At 63.3% G+C, this 15,058-nt stretch carries 10 protein-coding genes; 2 read left to right on the top strand and 8 right to left on the bottom strand.

What is annotated here, in order from left to right; all coding sequences use genetic code 11:
- Window positions 1-6: 6 nt before the first annotated feature.
- On the bottom strand, window positions 7-879 hold the full coding sequence (locus AKL02_RS10345) for a phosphoribulokinase (protein ID WP_078520678.1): 873 nt from the start codon (window positions 877-879) through the stop codon (window positions 7-9).
- 3 nt (window positions 880-882) lie between these two features.
- On the bottom strand, window positions 883-1,878 hold the full coding sequence (locus AKL02_RS10340) for a class 1 fructose-bisphosphatase (RefSeq protein WP_083076832.1): 996 nt from the start codon (window positions 1,876-1,878) through the stop codon (window positions 883-885).
- Window positions 1,879-1,985: 107 nt separating this feature from the next.
- On the opposite strand from AKL02_RS10340, the gene cbbR reads away from it, so the two are divergent.
- Both cbbR and AKL02_RS10330 read left to right on the top strand, forming a co-directional pair.
- Window positions 1,986-2,915 carry a LysR family regulator CbbR gene (cbbR, locus tag AKL02_RS10335; RefSeq protein WP_078540940.1) on the top strand — a complete coding sequence of 310 codons (930 nt, stop codon included), beginning with the start codon at window positions 1,986-1,988 and terminating at the stop codon, window positions 2,913-2,915.
- Window positions 2,916-2,962: 47 nt separating this feature from the next.
- Complete coding sequence (locus tag AKL02_RS10330; protein ID WP_083076829.1) at window positions 2,963-3,934, top strand: quinone oxidoreductase family protein; 972 nt, start codon at window positions 2,963-2,965, stop codon at window positions 3,932-3,934.
- A 123-nt stretch (window positions 3,935-4,057) separates the two neighbouring features.
- Here the strand turns inward: AKL02_RS10330 and AKL02_RS10325 are convergent, their stop codons facing one another.
- The 6 genes from AKL02_RS10325 to AKL02_RS10300 are packed head-to-tail and all read right to left on the bottom strand — an operon-like array spanning window position 4,058 to window position 14,958.
- Window positions 4,058-5,683 carry an alpha-D-glucose phosphate-specific phosphoglucomutase gene (locus tag AKL02_RS10325; RefSeq protein ID WP_083076826.1) on the bottom strand — a complete coding sequence of 542 codons (1,626 nt, stop codon included), beginning with the start codon at window positions 5,681-5,683 and terminating at the stop codon, window positions 4,058-4,060.
- A complete protein-coding gene (glgX, locus tag AKL02_RS10320) occupies window positions 5,680-7,698 on the bottom strand; it encodes a glycogen debranching protein GlgX (RefSeq protein ID WP_083076822.1) in 2,019 nt (672 codons plus the stop codon). Before glgX ends, AKL02_RS10325 begins: the two co-directional genes overlap by 4 nt.
- Entirely contained in the window at window positions 7,695-9,116 is a 1,422-nt protein-coding gene (gene glgA, locus AKL02_RS10315; RefSeq protein WP_083076820.1) for a glycogen synthase GlgA, read from the bottom strand. Before glgA ends, glgX begins: the two co-directional genes overlap by 4 nt.
- Window positions 9,117-9,174: 58 nt before the next feature.
- On the bottom strand, window positions 9,175-10,446 hold the full coding sequence (glgC, locus tag AKL02_RS10310) for a glucose-1-phosphate adenylyltransferase (protein ID WP_083076818.1): 1,272 nt from the start codon (window positions 10,444-10,446) through the stop codon (window positions 9,175-9,177).
- 26 nt (window positions 10,447-10,472) lie between these two features.
- The gene (glgB, locus tag AKL02_RS10305) at window positions 10,473-12,617 is read right to left on the bottom strand and encodes a 1,4-alpha-glucan branching protein GlgB (RefSeq protein ID WP_083076815.1); all 2,145 of its coding nucleotides are present in this window, start codon (window positions 12,615-12,617) and stop codon (window positions 10,473-10,475) included.
- A gap of 13 nt (window positions 12,618-12,630) precedes the next feature.
- Window positions 12,631-14,958: a glycogen/starch/alpha-glucan phosphorylase gene (locus AKL02_RS10300; RefSeq protein WP_108722351.1), complete on the bottom strand. Its 2,328-nt coding sequence runs from the start codon at window positions 14,956-14,958 to the stop codon at window positions 12,631-12,633.
- Window positions 14,959-15,058: the final 100 nt, after the last annotated feature.

Genomic DNA, 15,058 nt, shown 5'->3' with positions numbered 1-15,058 from the left:
TCCTTCTCAAGCCCGCTTCGATTCACGCACGATGCGCTCGATGAGGGGGGTGAGGATCAGCTGCATGGCCAGATCCTGACGGTTGCCGGGAATGACGATCGAGTTCGCGCGGCTCATCCAGGAGCCGTTGATCATCGAGGTGAGATAGGGGAAATCGATGCCGCGCGGGTTCTTGAAGCGGATCACCACGAGGCTCTCATCCGCCGTCGGGATCCACCGCGCCACGAACGGGTTCGAGGTGTCGACGACCGGCACGCGCTGGAAGTTGATATCCGTCTCGGTGAATTGCGGGGTGATGCAGTTCACGTAAGAATGCATGCGGCGCAGGATCACGTCGGTGACCGCTTCCGTCGTGTAGCCCCGCGAGGCGCGGTCGCGGTGGATTTTCTGAATCCATTCGAGGTTGATCACCGGAACCACGCCGATCTTCAGATCGGCCAGCGCCGAGAGGTTCACCTCGTCATTGACCACGCAGCCGTGCAGACCTTCGTAGAAAAGCAGGTCGGATTCGTCTTCGAAATCGCTCCATTCGGTGAAATGACCGGGCGGCGTGCCCCATTTCTCGGCCTCGGCATCGTCATGGACGTAATGGCGCGTCTTGCCCTTGCCGGTCTCGCCATATTCGCGAAAGACGCGCTCCAACTCCTTGAGTTCATTGGCTTCATAGGAGAAATGCGAAAAGCCCTGATCGCCCGCGTCATAGCGCTTTTGCAGCTCTTCCTTCATGTCGGCGCGATTGTAGCGGTGGAAGGCGTCCCCCTCGATCGAGACCGCGGAAATCCCTTCGCGACGGAAGATCTGATCGAAGGTCGATTTCACCGTCGAGGTGCCTGCACCGGAAGAACCGACGACGGAAATGATGGGGTGTTTCTTGGACATGGATTAGCTCCGGAAGAGGCCGCGGGTGTTGAAGAGCGCGTGGGCTTCATCCTGCGGCAAGTCGTGATAGGCGGCGACGCGGGCGACCTTGCTGGCCGAGCCGAAGACGAAGGGCGTGCGGGCATGCAGCCGGTCTGGCGTCGCGGACATGATGGGATCGGCGCCGTCGGTGGCCTCGCCACCGAGCTGCTCGATCAGCATCGCGATCGGCGCGCATTCGTAGACGTGGCGCAGACGGCCGCGCTCGTAGCCGTCGCGGTCGTCGCCCGGATAGAGGAAGACGCCGCCGCGCGAGATGATGCGATGGGTTTCGGCCACCAGAGAGGCGATCCAGCGCATGTTGAAATTGCGCCCGCGCGGACCTTCGGCACCGGCGACGAGATCGTCGATGAAGGCGCGGATCGGCTGGGGCCAGTGGCGATAGTTCGACGCGTTGATCGCGTATTCCGAGGTCTCGGAGGGCAGGGGCTTCGGATCGGCCACGCGGCGCCAAATATCGCTGCCGGGCTCGAGAACCCATTGCTGCACACCCTTGCCGAAGGTCACGACCAGCGCGGTCTGCGGCCCGAAGATGATGTAGCCGCCCGCGATCTGCTCATTGGCCGGGCGCAGGAAACTGGCATCCATGTCGTCGGCAGCCTCAAAGATCGAGAAGATCGTGCCGATCGAGACATTCACGTCGATATTGGAAGATCCGTCGAGCGGATCGATGGCAAGCGCGAGCGTGCCGGTCCCGAAATCGACCACCTCGTCTTGTTCTTCCGAGGCGTAATGGCGAACCGCGCCACCGCGCAGCGCATCCATGAAGGCCTCATCCGCGATCACGTCGAGCGCTTTCTGACCGTCGCCACCGGCGTTGGTGCCTGCGGCTTCCGCCAGATTTCCCTCAAGCCCGTTGCGCGCAATCATGCGGGCAAGCTGGGCGCCGACGCTGGTCAGGCGGGTCATGGTGTCGGCAAGATCGGCAGAAATACCGAGGCCGTCGAAACTCACGGACATCTTCTCCTCCTCCAAAGTCGATGTTCTTGTGAGCCAGACCATTGCCCGGATCGAATTTTTATGAAATTTAAATAAAGGGAATATGCGTTAAGGGAATTTGAAACGCTATGCGGATGAACGCTGTAACGCTGAAGCAATTGCGCGCGCTTGATGCGGTGGCGCGGGGCGGGTCTCTGACGGCCGCCGGGGAAAGCCTGAACCTCACAACGCCCGCAATTCATACGCAAATTCGGGGTTTGGAAGATGCGGTCGGGATGAAGTTGATCCAGCGCGCCGTCGACGGTGCGGGCTCCGAGCTGACCGAGGCCGGCAAGGCGCTGCGCGAAACCGCGCTGCGGATCGAGGACAACTTGTCGCAGGCTGAGGCGACCTTGAGCGCCATCGCGCGCGGGCAGGTGGGTCGGATCACGCTCGGCGTCGTCTCGACCGGCAAATATTTCGCGCCGCGGCTGGTGAAGATGCTGCAAGACGCCCATCCCGAGATTGAGGTCGCACTGCGCGTGGGCAACCGTTCGGCCATCATCGAAGGGATCGAGCGCGGCAGTTTCGACATCGCCGTGATGGGCCGTCCGCCGCGCCATCCGCCCGTTGTGGCCGAGCCGATCGGCCAGCATCCGCATGCGCTGGTCGCGCCGCCGGACCATCCGCTGATTTCCAAGGCCGACGATCTGGAGCAGCTTTTCGGCGAGACCTTCATCTCGCGCGAGGAAGGGTCGGGGACGCGCATCCTGATGTCGCGCTGGCTCGACCGGGTCGGCGACGGGCGGCTCTACGACACGCTGGAGATGGACAGCAACGAGACGATCAAGCAAGCGGTGATGGCGGGTCTCGGCATCGCGTTTCTCAGCCTGCACACGGTGACGGACGAGTTGGAGACCGGACGCCTGGCGCTGATTCCGGCGCCGGGATTGCCGCTGATGCGCCACTGGTTCCTCGTGCGCCGCGAGAGCGAACGCCCGCGCGAACTGGCGCTGCGCGTCTGGGATGAGATCGTCGAGATGAACGGCGCCTTCCTGCCGCATCCGATCCCGGATTGACGCCGGGGCCGCGCGCAGTACCTTTGCGCGGCAACAGGGAGGATAACATGGCTTATGCGATGGCAATCTCGCGCCCCGGCGGGCGCGACCAGTTCCACAAGATCGAGATCGAGGTCCCCAAGCCGGGTCCCGGCGAAGTCACTTTAAGACATACCGCTATCGGATTGAATTTCATAGATGTTTACTTCCGCACCGGGCTTTATCCGTGGCCGGTCGAGAGCGATCTGATCACCGGCGGCGAAGCGGCGGGCGTCATCGAGGCGGTCGGCGACGGCGTCGATCTGCAAGTCGGCCAACGCGTGGCCTATACGCAGCCCAACGGCGCTTATGCGAGCCACCGGGTGATGGCCGCGAAAAACGTCGTGCCGATCCCGGACGATATTTCCGATGAGGTCGCGGCGGCGGTGATGCTCAAAGGTCTGACCGTGCATTACCTGATCCATCACTCATATCCCGTAAAGTCTGGCGACACCGTGCTTTTCCATGCGGCCGCGGGTGGCGTCGGCTCGATCGCGGGACAATGGCTGAAGGCCAAGGGCGTGCGCGCGATCGGCACGGCTGGCGGATCTGAGAAATGCGCGCGTGCGCTCGAGCACGGCTATGACGCGGTGATTGATTACCGGTCCGAGGATTTCGGCGCAGAGGTCAAACGGCTCACCGATGGCGCGGGCGTCGCAGCGGTCTATGACTCGGTCGGCGCGGATACGGTGATGACGTCGCTCGATGTGCTCAAGCGGTTCGGCACGCTGGTGTGCTTCGGGCAAAGCTCCGGGCCGGCGGATCAGTTCAAGATCAACGATTTGGCGCGCAACTCGCTGTTCCTGACGCGTCCGACCTTGTTCCAGCACACGGATCAACCGGGTTGGTTGCGCAACTCCGCCGCAGAACTCTTTGAGATGATTGGGAAAGGCGAGATCAAGATCGACGTGCCGCAGAGCTTTTCTCTAGAGGATGTCGCTGCAGCCCATGAGGCGCTGGAGGGCCGGAAAACGGTCGGGAGCACGGTTTTGACCCCATAATGGGTGTCAAATCGCATTCATAATTTACATAATACCGATTATCGGTATCAATGTGGTATGAAAACGGGGGGCGATTTCAGCCCCCCGACTTTGTTTTTCGGCTGGATTTACCGCCTGCCGGGATCAGGTGATGACGTCGGGTTTCTCGCGCCCCGTGCGTTCGCGGATGCCCACCAGCGCCTCTGTCGCCCGGATGATCGGCGAAAGCGCCTCCTGCGGATCATGGTCCAGCCCATCCGGTCCCGGCGCATAGCGCTCGAGATACACGCGCAGCGTCGCGCCCTCGGTGCCCGTGCCCGACAGACGCAGTACGACGCGCGAGCCGCCTTCGAACAGAATACGGAAACCCTGACCTTCCGCGACCGAGCCATCGACCGGATCGGTGTAGGAAAACTCGTCTGAACTTTCGACCGTAAGCCCTTCGACTTGCGTCCCTTTCAGCTCTCCAAGGCGGCTGCGTAGATCGCCCAGCATCGCCTCAGCCTGCTCGGTCGGCAGCGCCTCGTAATCGTGGCGCGAATAGTAGTTGCGGCCGTAACGCGCGAAATGATCGGCCATGATCTCGGCCACCGACATCTTGCGCGCCGCAAGGATGTTGAGCCACATCAGCACCGCCCAGAGTCCGTCCTTCTCGCGCACATGGTCGGAGCCCGTGCCGAAGCTTTCCTCGCCACAGAGCGACACGCGACCCGCATCCATCAGATTGCCGAAGAACTTCCAGCCCGTCGGCGTCTCGTAGCAATCGAGGCCAAGCGCCTCGGCCACCCGATCCGCCGCCGCCGAGGTCGGCATCGAGCGTGCGACGCCCTTCAGCCCGTCCTTGTAGCCCGGCACGAGATGCGCATTTGCGGCCAGCACCGCGAAGCTGTCCGACGGCGAGACATAGGTCCCCGCGCCAAGGATCATGTTCCGGTCGCCATCGCCATCCGAGGCCGCGCCGAAATCCGGGGCATCTTCGCCCATCATCTCGTCCATCAGCTCATGCGCCCAGGTCGGGTTCGGATCGGGATGCATGCCGCCGAAATCCGGAAGCGGCGTCCCATGCGTGACGGTCCCCGCCGGCGCGCCGAGGCGGTTCTCGAAAATCTCCACCGCGTAAGGTCCGGTGATGGCGCACATCGAGTCCATCCGCATCCGGAAGCCCGATTTAAAAACGTCTCGCAACGCGTTGAAATCGAATATCATTTCCATTAGGTCGGCATAGGCGCTCACCGGGTCGACGACTTCGACGGTCATCTCTCCCAGCGGCGTTTCGCCAAGGCTATCCAGATCGGGATCTGCCGCATCGAGCAAGTGATATTCGCTGATCTCCTGCGTGCGCTTATGGATCGCAGAGGTGATCGATTCCGGCGCGGGGCCACCATTTGCAGAGTTGTATTTGACGCCGAAATCCTCGTCCGGACCGCCCGGATTGTGGCTGGCCGAGAGGATGATCCCGCCATCCGCCTGGCGCTGCCGGATCAGGTTCGACGCGGCGGGCGTCGAGAGCAACGCACCCTGCCCCACAATCACCCGCGCCGCCCCGTTGGCGGCTGCCATTTTCAGGATCGTGCTTGCCGCTTCCCGTCCGAAATACCGTCCGTCACCGCCAAGAACCAAGGTCTTGCCGCGCAGGCCGCCGATCGCGTCGACGGTCGATTGCACGAAATTCTCGAGGTAGTTCGGCTGCATGAAAACGCGGGTTTTCTTGCGCAGCCCCGAGGTGCCGGGTTTCTGGCCGTCGATGGGCTGGGTCGCGTGGCGGGTCATGATTTCTCCTGCACTGTGGCGCGGGTAAAGACTTGAACGGATTGTGCGGCAAGGCAAGCCTCGGGGGCGTCGATTTGTTCCACTTCTCGTCCCGGCAAGGCGGTATCGAGCGCGCGAGTCCAGCGGCCCGGCGGCAATTTCACTTCGCGCGCGGGGCCTGCGTTGAGGATCACATAGACGGCTTCGTTGCCGGCCTCGCCCGCGGGACCTTCGGCGGCACCGCGAATCTCGACGCCGATGCAACGCAGCTCGGGATTGTTCCAATCATGCGGCTCGGGTTCCTCGCCAGAGGCAAGTCGCCAGATCAGATCGCGCATCCCGTCCTGCTTGCGGATCAGCGAGTGTAGGTAGCGGTTTTGTCGCAGGACGCGGTGATCTTTGCGTATCTGTATCAGATGTTTGACGAAGGTTTTTAAAGTGTCATCAGGCGCGCTCCAGTCGATCCAGCCGATCTCGTTATCCTGCGCATAGGCGTTGTTGTTGCCGCCCTGCGAATTGCCGATCTCGTCACCGGCCAGCAGCATCGGCACGCCTTGGCTCATCAATAGTGTGGCAAGCAGCGCGCGTTTGCGCAGAGCCTGCGCTTCGACGCTCTCCAGCGCTTCCGAGAAATTCGCATCATGGCCGTCGCGATTTTCCTCGCCATTCGCGAGGTTCTGCTTTTCGCCATAGGAAACAAGGTCTTGCAGCGTGAAGCCGTCATGGGCGGTAATGAAATTCACCGAGGCCGTCGCGGGCCGCCCGTTCTGGTCGAAGATTTCCGCCGAGCCCGCCACACGCCGCGCCAGGTCGCCCGCCATGCCCCGGTCGCCGCGCCAGAACCGCCGCGCATCGTCGCGGAAACGGTCGTTCCATTCAGTGAACGGATGCGGGAAGCCGCCGAGATAGTAGCCGCCCGGCCCGATATCCCAAGGCTCGGCGATCAACTTCACGGTCCGCAGCACCGGATCCTGCTCGAGCGCGGCGAGGAACTGCGCATGCGCCTCGACGGCCCCCGAGGTGCCGCGCGCCAGTGTCGCGGCCAGATCGAAGCGGAAGCCATCGACGCCCATCTCCTCGACCCAATGGCGCAGGCAATCCATCACGAGCCGCAGACAGAGCGGGTTCGACAGGTCCAGCGTATTGCCGGTCCCGGTCTCGTCGATATAGGCGCCCTCGGGCGTCAGGCGGTAATAGTTCGCATTGTCGATCCCGCGCAGGCTGAGCATCGGCCCGATCGCGTTGCCCTCGCCCGTGTGGTTGTAGACGACGTCGAGGATCACCTCGATCCCGGCGCCATGGAAGCGCCGCACCATCTCGCGGAATTCGCCGCGCGGATCGGCACCGGAATAACGCGGCTCCGGCGCGAAATTGGCGATGGGCTGATAGCCCCAGTAATTGCTCAAGCCCTTCTCGACGAGGAAGCGATCGTCGAGATAGGCGCAGCTCGGCAGCAGCTCGATCGCGGTGATCCCGAGATCGGTGAGATGCGACAGGATCGGATCGGAGGCGAGCCCCGCCCAGGTGCCGCGCAAGGCTCCGGGCACCTCCGGATGGGTCATCGTCAGCCCCTTGGGATGGGCCTCGTAGATCACCGTCTCCGACCAGCTATGCTGCGGCCGATCCCAATCGGGCCGCGCGATCTCGGCCACGACGGATTTCGGCGTGACGCTTGCGCTGTTGCGCCGGTCGGGTTTGGATTTCCCATATTGCATAGGGGCTTGCCAGCTGATCTTCGAGTCGATCTCGCGCGCATAGGGGTCGATCAGAAGCTTCGCCGGGTTGAACCGATGCCCCGCCTCGGGCGCCCAGGGCCCATGCACCCGGTAGCCGTAGCGCGCCCCCGGCTTAAGACCCGCGACGAAGCCGTGCCAGGTCGGTCCGCTGCGCCCCGGCAGGTCGATCCGCTGCTCGCCAGACTTGGTAAACAGGCAAAGCTCCACCCGCTCGGCATGAGCCGAGGCCAGCGCGAAGTTCACGCCGCCCTCGCAGGGCGTGGCGCCCAGCGGGTCCGCTTCGCCGGGAGTGATCTTCATCGGGCGAGAAGCGCGTCATAAAGCGCGGCGTAGCGTGCGGCCGATCCGTCCCAGCCCCAGTCGGTCTTCATAGCTCGGCGCTGCATCGCGGCCCAGCCCTTGCGATCGGCATAGAGCGCGATCAGCTTCATCAGCGCCTGCCGCAACGCGAGATCGTCGACGGGATGGAAGACGATCCCGGTCGATGCGCCTGCAGCCTCGGTCGCAGGCGTCGCGCCCACCACCGTATCGGCGAGGCCGCCCACGGCGGAGACCACCGGCAGGCAGCCATAGCGAAGCCCGTAGAGCTGGGTCAGCCCGCAGGGCTCGAAGCGCGAGGGCACCAGCACCGCGTCGCCGCCTGCATACATCCGGTGGCTCAGCGCCTCGTCATAACCGATCTTCACGCCGACCCGGCCGGGGTGGCGCGCGGCAAGGTCGCGCATCGCATCTTCCGCCCAGCCATCGCCCGATCCCAGCACCGCAAGACCGCCGCCCGCCTCGAGATAGGGCCCGAGCGCCGGAGCGAGCAAATCGATCCCCTTCTGCGGCGTCAGGCGCGAGATCAGGATCGCCAGCGGTCCCGGCACATCGAGATCAAATTCGGCCTCCAAGGCTTTGCGGTTCTTCGATTTTCCGCCGGATTTCGCCGCAGAGAAAGACGTTACTTCCGGATCGGTCTCGGGGTTCCAGACATCCAGATCGATGCCGTTGAGAATACCGTGCAGATCGCCCGCGCGCGCCTGAATGACACCTTCCAGCCCCATGCCGAACTCGCCGCGCATCAGCTCTTCTGCGTAGCGCGGGCTGACCGTGGTGATCGCGCTCGCCGCAACCAGCCCGGCTTTCAGCGTCGAGATGTCGCCCCAGAATTCCACACCCTCGCGGGTGAAATCCCAGGTCTGCAGCCCGAGCGCCGCCAGCTTGTCGCGGCCGAACCGGCCCTGAAATGCGATATTGTGGATGGTCATCACGGTCGGGATGCCGGTGCCGCGCAGATACCATGGCACGAGCCCGGTCTGCCAATCGTGGCAATGCACCAGATCGGGCTGCCATTTGCCCGCGCCCTCGCGCGCGATCTCGGCTGCGACGAAACTGAGCGCTGCGAAGCGTTCGGCATTGTCGGGGTAGTCGCGCCCGTCTTGCGAATACGGCCCCCCGTCCCGGTCGAACAGGTGGTCGGCCTGCAGCGCCAGAACCTCGATGCCACCCGTCTTGCCCAGCACCAGCCGCGCCGGGCCGCCATAGAGGCTCTCGCTTTCCCATACCGGCTTCGGTGATTTCAGCTTTTTCAGAATCCCGCGATAGGCCGGGATCATCACCCGCATCTCCCAGCCCTGCCCTTTGAGGGCGGCGGGCAATGCGCCTGCCACATCGGCCAGACCGCCCGTCTTGATCAGCGGAACCGCTTCTGACGCAACCGAGAGCACGCGTTTCATATCTTCGCTCTTTCCAAATATCCCGGGGCGCGGGGCAGCGCCCCGCTCTCTGCCCCCGTTAGTCCAATGCCGCCGCGCGTTTGTCGAGCATAGTCTGCGTGATCAGCACGACGCCGCCTTCCGACCGGCGGAACCACTTCTCGTCCTCCTCCGGGTCTTCGCCCACGACGAGTCCTTCGGGAATATGCACGCCGCGGTCGATCACGCATTGGCTCAGCCGCGCATGCCGCCCGATATCGACGTAAGGCAGCACCACGGCCTCCTCCAGGCTCGCGAAACTATGCGCGCGCACGCCGGTATAGAGCAGCGAATTGCGCACCTCCGCGCCGGACACGATGCAGTCGCCCGAGACCAGCGAGGAGATTGCCGAGCCGCGTCTGCCATCCTCGTCATGGATGAATTTCGCGGGCGGCACGATCTCGGCATAGGTCCAGATCGGCCATTCGGTGTCGTAGAGGTCGAGCTTCGGCGTGAAATCGGTCAGGTCGATATTGGCCTGCCAGAAGGCATCCACCGTGCCCACGTCGCGCCAGTACGGCTCTGTCTCGAGCCCCGTCGTCACGCAGCTATCCGAGAACTTATGCGCCATCGCCTTGCCGTGTTTGACGATCTGCGGGATCAGGTCATGGCCGAAATCATGGGACGAATTCGGGTCTTCCATGTCGCGGATCAGCAATTCGCGCAGGAATTGCCAATCGAAGACATAGATCCCCATCGAGGCCAGAGCATGATCGGGATCGCCGGGCATCCCGGGCGGATCGGCGGGCTTTTCGAGGAAATCGGTGATCTGTCCGGTCTTGTCGATCGCCATCACGCCGAAAGCGGTCGCCTCCATCCGCGGCACGGTCAGACAGCCGATCGTGACATCGGCCTTGGTGTCGACATGCTGGCGCAGCATCACCTCGTAATCCATCTTGTAGATGTGGTCACCGGCGAGGATGATGACGTATTTCACGCCGTAATCTTCAATAATATCAATGTTCTGCGCCACCGCGTCGGCAGTGCCTGCATACCAGCGGCTGTCGGCCACGCGTTGGCTCGCGGGCAGGATGTCGAGATATTCGTTCCGCTCGGCGCGGAAGAAGTCCCAGCCGCGCTGGATGTGGCGGATCAGCGAATGCGCCTTGTATTGCGTGGCGATCGCCATCTTGCGGATGCCGGAGTTGAGCGCGTTCGACAGGGCGAAATCGATGATCCGGGTCTTGCCGCCGAAATAGACGGCGGGTTTCGCGCGCCGGTCGGTCAGTTCCTTCAAGCGGCTCCCCCGGCCGCCCGCCAGCACGAAGGCCATGGCCTGCGCGCTCAGGCGTGTGTTGGGCTGTGGTTTCATATTCCTCCCCCTCCTCTGGGCACCGCTTACGCGGGCGTGAACATCACGACTGACAGCGGCGGCAGATACACCTCCGCGCTCTGGGCGCAGCGCCCCTGCGCGTGGTCTTCGGCGCGGATCGCACCGAGATTGCCGCGGTTCTCGCCGCCGTAGAAACCGGAATCCGTGTTGAGTATCTCGCACCACTCGCCGTCCAGCGGCAGGCCGATGCGGTAGCTGTGTTCGACCGGGGTCAGGTTCGCGACCACCACGACCGGATCGGACCCGGGCGCGCGGCGTTCGAAGATGAAGACTGAGGCCTCGGAATCGTCGGCGGAGATCCATTCGAACCCCTCCGGCTCGCAATCGCCCCAATGCAGCGCGGGCGTCTCGCGGTAAAGCCGGTTGAGATCGCGTACCAGCGCGCGCAGCCCCTCGTGGCGCGGATCGTCGAGCAGATACCAGTCCAGCTCGCGCTCATGGCTCCATTCCGACCATTGGCCGAATTCCTGCCCCATGAACAAAAGCTTCTTGCCCGGATGCGCCCATTGGAAGGCGTAGAAGGCGCGCAGATTGGCGTATTTCTCGGGGTCGTTGCCGGGCATCTTGCCAAGCATCGAGCCCTTGCCATGGACGACCTCGTCATGGCTGATCGGCAGGATGAAATTCTCGCTGTAAATGTACGAGCTCGCGAAGGTCAACTCGCTGTGGTGGAACTTGCGATAGAGCGGATCGCGCGCGAAATAGCGCAAGGAGTCGTTCATCCAGCCCATGTTCCACTTGTAGCCGAAGCCCAACCCATCCTCATGCACGGGGCGCGTGACACCGGGATAGGCGGTGCTTTCCTCCGCCACCGTCATGATGCCTTCCGCGCCGCCATAAGAGGCCGCGTTCATGTTTTGCAGGAATTCGATCGCCTCGAGGTTCTCGCGCCCGCCATATTTGTTGGGCACCCATTCGCCGGCCGCGCGCGAGTAGTCGCGGTAGAGCATCGAGGCAACCGCATCCACGCGCAGCCCGTCTAGGTGATATTCCTCCAGCCAGAACAAGGCGTTGGCGAGCAGGTAGTTGGACACTTCCCGCCGCCCGTAATTGTAGATCAGCGTGTTCCAGTCCTGATGGAAACCCTCTTTCGGGTCGGCATGTTCATAGAGCGCCGTGCCGTCGAAATGTCTCAACCCGTGATCGTCGGTCGGGAAATGCCCGGGCACCCAGTCGAGGATCACACCGAGGCCCCGCCGGTGCGCCGCATCCACGAATTCCGCGAATTCCTCGGGGCGGCCGTGGCGGATCGTCGGCGCGTAAAGCCCGATCGGCTGATAGCCCCAGGAGCCGTCGAACGGATGTTCGGTAATGGGAAGCAGCTCGATATGGGTGAAGCCCATGTCGCAGACGTAATCGACCAGCTTCTCGGCCAGTTCGTGATACGAGAGCGGCCTGCCCCCCTCGTCCCAGACCCGCATCCAAGAGCCCAGGTGCACCTCGTAGACCGAGATCGGCGCGTGGCGTTCCTGCGCCTCGGCGCGGGTCTGACACCATGCACTGTCGCCGAAGCGATGCCGCCCAAGCTTGCGCACGACCGAGGCCTGCGCGGGCGGGTGCTCTGCGCCGAAACCGACCGGGTCGGCCTTCAGCGGCAGCACCGTGCCTTCGGTGTCGAGCAACTCGTATTTGTAGAGCGCGCCTGCATGGATGCCGGGAACGAAAATCTCCCACACGCCGGACGCGCCGATGCGGCGCATCTGGTGGCGGCGGCCGTCCCAGAAATTGAAATCGCCCACGACCGAGACGCGGCGCGCATTGGGCGCCCAGACCGCGAAATGAACGCCTTCGACGTCCTGATGGGTAATCACATGGGCGCCGAGCTTCTCCCAGAGCCGCGTATGCGTCCCCTCCCCGATCAGGTATTCGTCGATCGCGCCGAGCACCGGCGCGAAGCCGTAAGGGTCGTCGAAATCCCATGTCGTCTGATCGTGCCGCGCGCGCAGACGGTAGGTTTCCTCGGTCCATTTGCCGATGAAGATCCCCGGCACGACGGGCTCCAGCGCGACCTCTGTCTTGCCAAGCGCCCAGACCTCTTCGGCGCCGGGCACAAGCGCCACGATTTCCCCGTCATGCAGCCCCAGCACGGAAAACGGATCGGGATGTTGCGCGTGGATAAGCGCTTCGGCCTCGTCGCGGGAAAGTGTCATAGCGCTCCTTGGTTCACAGGGCCGATTGCGTGGTCCAGATCTCGTCCATGTAGCCCTTGATCGCCCGGTCGGAGGAGAAGAACCCCATCCGCGCGGTGTTCAAAACAGCCATCTTCGCCCAGCCTGCGCGATCGGCGAAGGCTGTGTCCACCTCTTTCTGGGCCGCCGCGTAGGCGTCGAAATCGGAAGCCACGAGGAAATAATCGCTGTGCCACATATTATGAACAAGATCGTGATAGCGTTCCGGTTCCTCAGGAGAAAACCGTCCCTCGGCGATCATCTGCAGCACGTCCTGCAAAGGCTGGCTTGCAAGGATGGCGTGGCGCGCATGTTCGGGATCGCGCCGGCGCTCCATCACCTCATCGGCGGTCATGCCGAAGAGGAAGAAGTTCTCCGCGCCAACCTGTTCACGAATTTCCACATTCGCGCCATCGAGCGTGCCGATTGTCAGCGCGCCGTTCAGTGCGAATTTCATGTTGCCAGTGCCGGAGGCTTCCTTGCCCGCGGTCGAGATCTGCTCTGACAGGTCCGCCGCCGGGATCAGCCGCTCGGCCATGGAGACATTGTAGTTCGGCGGATAGACGATCTTGAGACGCCCGTCGACGTAAGGGTCGTTATTGACCACCTCGGCCACGTCATTGATCAGCCGGATGATCTGTTTCGCGGTGTGATAGCCCGGCGCCGCCTTGCCGCCGAAGATCTTCACGCGGGGCTGGAACTCGGCCTGCGGGTTCTCGCGGATCGCGTGCCATTCGGCAATGGTCTGCAGGATGTTGAGCAGCTGGCGCTTGTATTCGTGGATGCGCTTGACCTGAATGTCGAAGATCGCATCGGGGTCGAGGGTGATCCCTTGCGTGTCGCGCACCCAATCCGCCAGATGCACCTTGTTGCGCCGTTTCGCGGCCATGAAAGCGTCGCGGAAGCTCGCATCCTCGGCGTAAGCCTCCAGCCCGCGCAGCTTGTCGAGATCGGCCTCCCACCCATCGCCGATCGTGTCGATGATCAGATGCGACAGTTCGCCATTGGCCATCCGCAGCCAGCGGCGCGGCGTGATCCCGTTGGTCTGGTTGATGATGCGTCCGGGATGCAGCCGGTCGAGTTCCGGGAACAGGTTGCGCTTGATCAGCTCGGTATGGAGCGCAGAGACGCCGTTGACCTTATGCGAGGTGATGAAGGCCAGCTCGCCCATCCGCACTTCCTGATGCTTCACGATGCCGACGTAATGCGCGCGTTTGGGGAATTTGCGCCGGTGCCAGCTGTCGATCTTTTCGATGATCTGCATATGGCGCGGCAGCACGGTGCCCATCAGATAGGTCGCCCAACGCTCCAGCGCCTCAGGCAACAGCGTGTGGTTGGTGTAGCCCAGACATTGCATGGTGATGTCGAGCGCGGCGTCGAACTCCATGTCATGCAGATCGGTGAGGATGCGGATCAGCTCCGGCCCCGCGATCGCCGGATGCGTGTCGTTCATCTGGATCGCGACGAACTCCGGCAGTTCCTCGATCGTATGCCCGGCGGCCAGATGGCGGCGCATGATGTCCTGCAGCGCGGCGGAGGTCAGGAAATACTCCTGCTTGAGGCGCAATTCCTTGCCCGCATAGGTCGTGTCATCGGGATAAAGGACGCGAGATAGCGTGCGCGCCAGCGCCTCGGGTTCGGCCGCGGCGGCGTAATCGCCATGATTGAACCGCGCGAGGTCAAACTGCTCGGTGGGCTTGGCCGACCAGAGCCGCAGCGTGTTCGCCCATTTGCCCTCCCAGCCGATGATCGGCATGTCATAGGCCTCGGCCAGAACGGTCTCGCCCGGCACCCAATGCGGCTTGCCGTCCAGCGTTTCGACATGGCCCTTGAAGCCGATCTCATAGGCGGCTTCGGGACGCTCGAATTCCCACGGGTGGCGCTGCTTGAGCCAGTCCTCCGGCGTCTCGACCTGTCGCCCGCCCTCGAAGCGCTGCTTGAAGAGACCGTGTTCATAGCGGATGCCATAACCGTAGCCGGGACAGCCCAGCGTCGCCATGCTCTCCATGTAGCACGCGGCCAACCGCCCTAGCCCGCCATTGCCAAGCGCCGCGTCGGGTTCGTTCTCGACCACGGCCTCCCAGTCCTGTCCAAGCGCCTCCATCGCCTCGCGGCAGGTGGCGCGCAGACCGAGGTTGATCGCGGCATCCTCCAGCATCCGCCCGATCAGGAATTCCATCGAGAGATAATAGACGCGCTTGCGCCCCTCTTCCCATGTCCGCCGGGTCGCTGCGAACCACGGCGCCACGACCCGGTCGCGGATCGCCAGAGACAGCGCCATGCGCCAGTCATAGACCGAGGCGTGATCGGGATCCTTGCCCATCGAAAAAGTGATGTGGTGCAGAATTTCTTCGCGAACTGTCTCGGCACTGGGCAATTGGGTGTCTTTCAAGGGGGAGGTCTCCGGAACGCGTCAGATAGCA

This window comes from Thioclava electrotropha, assembly GCF_002085925.2.
Lineage (GTDB): Bacteria > Pseudomonadota > Alphaproteobacteria > Rhodobacterales > Rhodobacteraceae > Thioclava > Thioclava electrotropha.
Note: the sequence above shows the minus strand (reverse complement) of the source record. Positions and strands in the feature narration are given on the sequence as shown.